Below are 5,414 nucleotides of genomic sequence, written 5' to 3'. Positions count from 1 at the left end.
GTGACGGGCGTCATCCACATGCGCACGCTCCACCTCGGCCCCGAGGAACTCCTCGTCGCCGCCAAGATCGCCGTCCGCCACGACGACACCGCCGCCGACGTGGCCCGAGCCATCGACGCCGCCGAATCCCGCATCCGCGCCGCCGTCCCCATCGCCCGCGTCATCTACCTCGAGCCCGACGTCTACAGCGAGACCGCGGCAGCGGCCGGCCCGGACCCGGCGGCGACGCCGGGGGGACCCGGCCACTGAGCCCGAGCGCGCAATCCAGCCCGTCCGGCGTTTGAGGACGACCGCGGCGAAGCCGCGTGCCGGGGGCCGGAGAGCGCCACTCAGCCCGTCCGGCGTTTGAGGACAACCGCGCGAAGCGCGGTTTCGGGGTCCGGGGCCGAGCCCTGGAAGAAACGGTGAAAGGGCGGGACCGGGGCACCCCCCCCTGGCCCCGCCGCGGCCTCAGCGCAGCTCAACCAGCACCCGCAGAATCGCCGGAGTATCCGGCGCCGCCAGCAACCGCTCCCGGAACCCCGGATCCATCAACCGCCGGGCCAGCAAGGCCAGAATCCGCAAATGCTCGTCGTCACCCCCCTCAGGCACCGCGACAGCGAAAAGCAGCCGAGCCGGCACCCCATCCGCCGCCCCCCACTCAACCCCCGCGGCCGACCGGGCGAACGCGACCACCGGAGCCGAGACCGCGTCCGTCCGGGCGTGCGGAAAGGCGACACCCTCCCCGGCCCCGGTGCCGCCCTGCGCCTCCCGGGCGAGTAGGGCGGCGACCAACGCGGACCCGTCCCGCACCCCACCCCCCGCGGCCAGCAACTCGGCCAGCTCCCGGACCGCCTCCTCCTTGCGCCGCGCGACGAGCCAGGGCCGGACGCTCCGCCCGGTCAGCCGCCCACCCAGCGCCGCCCCGCCGGCGGGCGGGGGCGCGGCCGGCCCAGGGGACACCCCACCCCCCAGAGCCATCAGACTCACCGTGGCCAACGCCGTCACGACCGCCCCCAGAGCGACGGCGACGAAGAAGACGGGCACCCCACCCACCGCCCCCAGCACCGCGACCACCGGCCCACCGTGCGGCACCGCGTCGGTGACCCCCGCGACACCGGCGACGGCCCCGGCCACCGCCCCGCCGAGCATGTTCGCCGGGATCACCCGCGCGGGCCGTGCCGCGGCGAACGGGATCGCCCCCTCGGTGATCCCGAAGAAGCCCATGACCAGCGCCGCCAGCCCCGCCTCCCGCTCCTGCGCACGGAACAGAGCACGGCGCAGCAGCGTCGCCAGCCCCTGCCCCAGAGGGGGGACGGGAATGGCGGCGGCGCAGACGCCCATCACCTCCGGGCTGCGGGAGATCAGCCCCGCCGCGAAGAGAAAAGCCGTCTTGTTGACCGGCCCACCCATGTCGAACGTGATCATCAGCCCCAGGAGCACACCCAGCACCGCCGCACCCGCGCCGGCCAGCCCGGCGAGCCCGTCGGTGAGGTGGTCGAAGACCCAGGCGATCGGGCCGCCGAGCGCGTAGACGAAGAACAGGCCGAGAACGGACGTGGCCAGCACCGGGATGACGATGATCGGCATCACCGGCCGGAGGGAACGCCACACCGGCACCCGGCGGATCGCGAGCACCAGCCACCCCGCCAGGAACCCGGTGACGATGGCCCCCAGGAACCCCGCGCCCGAGCGGGAGCCGTAGAGCGAGCCGTCGTTCGCCAGCCACCCGCCGATCATGCCGGGCACGAGCGCCGGCCGGTCGGCGAGGGCGTAGGCGATGTAGCCGGACAGCACCGGCAGCATCAGCGCGAACCCGATCTCGCCGATCCGGTGCACGTGCTCCCAGAACGACCCGGCGGGAATCACCAGCCCGTGCGGCCCGGTGTGGCCGCCCAGCGCGAGCGATACGGCGATCAGCAGCCCGCCGGTCACCACGAACGGGATCATGTACGAGACGCCGTTCATCAACGCCCGGTACCCCGCGGCGCCGACCGCACCGCCGAGGAACGAGGGACCGAGGAGCCCGCCGCCCCGCTCCCGATCCGGCAGCCCCGCCCCGCCGGCCACGCGGTGGACGGGCGCGTCCAGGACCCGCCGGATCAGCTCCTCAGGCCGCCGGATGCCCTCGGCCACCCCGGTGACGAGCACCCGCTTGCCGTCGAACCGGGCCAGGTCGACGTCCTTGTCGGCGGCGACGATCACCCCGTCGGCCGCCGCGATCTCGTCGGCGGTCAGGACGTTCTCCGTGCCGATGGAGCCCTGCGTCTCCACGCTGACGCGGTGCCCGAGCGCCTCGGCGGTCCGGACCAGCTTCTCGGCCGCCATGTAGGTATGGGCGATGCCCGTGGGGCAGGCGGTCACTGCGACCAGCCGGAGCGGCTGCCCGCCGCCGCCAGGGCACTCCGCCGTCCCCCCGGGGGAACCGGAGGAACCCCATGAATCAGCCGGACCGGTCACAGGACCTCCTTCCCGACACCACGAACTCCCCGCGCCACCCACACCGCCGCACGCATCGCTCGCATCCTTCACAGGCGGGCGGCGGATTCCGCGGAGGCGAGGCCTGTTCGGCGCGCTCGGCGGAACCCCGCGCCGTCCCGTGAGCGCGTGCCGCGGCCTCGCGCCGGCCCCGACGACCCGTCACCGATTCGCCGCCGGCGGCCCCGGATCCCAAGGAGGGGCTGGGGATCCGGGGGTCGTCCGGTGTAGATTCGGACGCGGTGCCAGACGTCGCTGCTGATGGCGGTCGGGCGGTTCGCACGACGGGCCGGCCGAGGGAGAGAGGACCTCCGACGGACTGCGCTGCGGCCAGGTGTGACGTGCGGGTGTCGAAGGACCGACACGCACGACGATCTGTCCGTCGCACGGCCGTACCCAGACTCTCGCTCGCCCTTCAGGAGGAGCAGCCCGTATGACCACCACCTCCACCGCCCAGGACTTCAAGGTCGCGGACCTTTCCCTGGCGGCATTCGGCCGTAAGGAGATCACCCTCGCCGAGCACGAGATGCCCGGTCTGATGGCGATCCGCAAGGAGTACGCGGAGGCGCAGCCGCTGGCGGGCGCCCGCATCACCGGCTCGCTGCACATGACCGTGCAGACGGCGGTGCTGATCGAGACCCTGGTGGCGCTGGGCGCGCGGGTGCGCTGGGCGTCCTGCAACATCTTCTCCACCCAGGACCACGCCGCCGCCGCCATCGCGGTGGGCCCGAACGGTACGCCGGACAACCCCCAGGGCGTCCCCGTCTTCGCTTGGAAGGGCGAGACGCTGGAGGAGTACTGGTGGTGCACGGAGCAGGCGCTGACCTGGCCGGACGCTCCGACCGGCGGCCCGAACATGATCCTGGACGACGGCGGTGACGCCACGCTGCTCGTGCACAAGGGCGTCGAGTTCGAGAAGGCCGGCGCGGCCCCGGACCCGGCCACGGCGGACAGCGAGGAGTACGCCCAGATCCTCACGCTGCTGAACCGCACGCTGGGGGAGAACCCCCAGAAGTGGACCCAGCTGGCGTCGGAGATCCGCGGTGTCACCGAGGAGACCACCACCGGCGTCCACCGCCTCTACGAGATGCAGGCGGCGGGCACCCTGCTCTTCCCGGCGATCAACGTGAACGACGCCGTCACCAAGTCGAAGTTCGACAACAAGTACGGCTGCCGCCACTCGCTCATCGACGGCATCAACCGCGCCACCGACGTCCTCATCGGCGGCAAGGTCGCGGTCGTCTGCGGCTACGGCGACGTCGGCAAGGGCTGTGCGGAGTCGCTCCGCGGTCAGGGCGCCCGCGTCATCGTCACCGAGATCGACCCGATCTGCGCCCTTCAGGCCGCGATGGACGGCTACCAGGTCGCCACCCTGGACGACGTCGTCGAGACCGCCGACATCTTCATCACCACGACCGGCAACAAGGACATCATCATGGCCTCCGACATGGCCAAGATGAAGCACCAGGCCATCGTCGGGAACATCGGCCACTTCGACAACGAGATCGACATGGCCGGCCTCGCGAAGATCCCCGGCATCGTCAAGGACGAGGTCAAGCCGCAGGTCCACACCTGGACGTTCCCCGACGGCAAGGTCCTCATCGTGCTGTCCGAGGGCCGCCTGCTGAACCTGGGCAACGCGACCGGCCACCCGTCCTTCGTGATGTCGAACTCCTTCGCCGACCAGACGCTGGCGCAGATCGAGCTCTTCACCAAGCCGGAGTCGTACCCGACCGACGTCTACGTCCTGCCGAAGCACTTGGACGAGAAGGTCGCCCGGCTCCACCTCGACGCGCTCGGCGTGAAGCTGACGACGCTCCGCCCGGAGCAGGCGGAGTACATCGGCGTCAAGGTCGAGGGCCCGTACAAGCCCGACCACTACCGTTACTGACGGCTCTCTCGGCGCCGGCGGCCCTCCCGGCCGCCTTCGCGGCACACGCGGCGCCGAGAACAGCCGCAGCAGCGTCAGCAGCCGGCGCACCAGCCGGCCGGCCAGGCCCCTGCCCCCGTGGCGGGGGCCTGGCCCGTTCGTGTCAAGGAATCCCCCATGCCCCGCGGCCGCTACTCGCTCCACGATCCGCACGACCACACCCCCCTCGGTGACGAGCGCTTCCAGTGCGCCACCGGCCCTTCCGGCTGGCGCTACGTCTCCACGACCACCCACGCGTCCGGCGCACCGGCCGGCTCGGTCGACCTGGCGATCGACGCGCTGGGCCGGCCCATCCGCCTCCAGCTCCGGTCCGCCGACTGGCAGGTACGGGCGGCGGCACTCGACGGCGTGACCTGGGTCCGCACCGACCCGTCCGGAGAGCACGCGACGGAAGGCAACGTCCGGGCCCACGCCTGCGCCGGCGCTTCCCCCGCCTTCTACGTGGCTCTGGCCCGCCTGCTCCGCCTGACCCCCGGCGGCCCCTCGACCCGCGTCCGCCTGGTCTCCTTCACCGCCCCCGTCCTCGCCCCCCTCACCGTCGACCAGTCGTGGTCTCTCGTCGGCAGGACACCACACACCACTGACAACGGAACCCTGGAAGTGGACGAGTACCAGGTCAGCGCCCTAGACACGGGGGAGCGGCACACGGTCCACCTGGCCGGCGACGTGGTCCTGTCCGCCCCGGGCCTCGAACTGGAGGAGCTGGAGAGCCCCCCGTCGGTGTTCGACTGAGGCCCAAGGGCTGGTAGGGTTTCCTTCTGCCCCACAAACCTGTTGACACGGGTCGGTGGGGGAGGTAGATTCGAACGGTTAGGGCGACTGGACCTGGTCGCCGACAACGGTTAGTATCTACATCGCTTCGAGGGTCGTGAGCATCGCTCACTCGATCGCGAAGCTCTTCGACTCCCTCAGAAGGAAGCGAAACGGCCGAGTAAATCGGCCCGCTGAAAATCTGATAAAGTCGGAATCGCCGGAAAGCGAAAGCGAGAAGGCGAAACCCCGCTCTAACAGGGGGCCGGAAACGGAA

Annotated in this window: 3 protein-coding genes and 1 pseudogene; 3 read left to right on the top strand and 1 reads right to left on the bottom strand. The window is 71.8% G+C overall.

Annotated features, from left to right (window positions below; translation table 11 throughout):
• A pseudogene (locus JNW98_RS33465) lies at nt 1-249 on the top strand (cation diffusion facilitator family transporter); the annotation flags it as partial.
• Between the two features lie 201 nt (nt 250-450).
• Here the strand turns inward: JNW98_RS33465 and JNW98_RS33460 are convergent.
• Nucleotides 451-2,439, bottom strand: coding sequence for a fructose-specific PTS transporter subunit EIIC (locus JNW98_RS33460; protein WP_443732509.1), 1,989 nt, complete (start codon nt 2,437-2,439; stop codon nt 451-453).
• Between the two features lie 451 nt (nt 2,440-2,890).
• Between JNW98_RS33460 and ahcY the strand changes: the two genes are divergently transcribed.
• Nucleotides 2,891-4,348, top strand: a complete 1,458-nt coding sequence (gene ahcY, locus JNW98_RS33455; RefSeq protein ID WP_223772058.1) for an adenosylhomocysteinase — start codon at nt 2,891-2,893, stop codon at nt 4,346-4,348.
• A 156-nt stretch (nt 4,349-4,504) separates the two neighbouring features.
• Entirely contained in the window at nt 4,505-5,119 is a 615-nt protein-coding gene (locus tag JNW98_RS33450) for a hypothetical protein (RefSeq protein WP_223772057.1), read from the top strand.
• The last annotated feature ends 295 nt before the right edge of the window (nt 5,120-5,414 follow it).

Origin of the sequence: Streptomyces huiliensis (assembly GCF_020037025.1) — a bacterium.
Lineage (GTDB): Bacteria > Actinomycetota > Actinomycetes > Streptomycetales > Streptomycetaceae > Streptomyces > Streptomyces huiliensis.
Note: the sequence above shows the minus strand (reverse complement) of the source record. Positions and strands in the feature narration are given on the sequence as shown.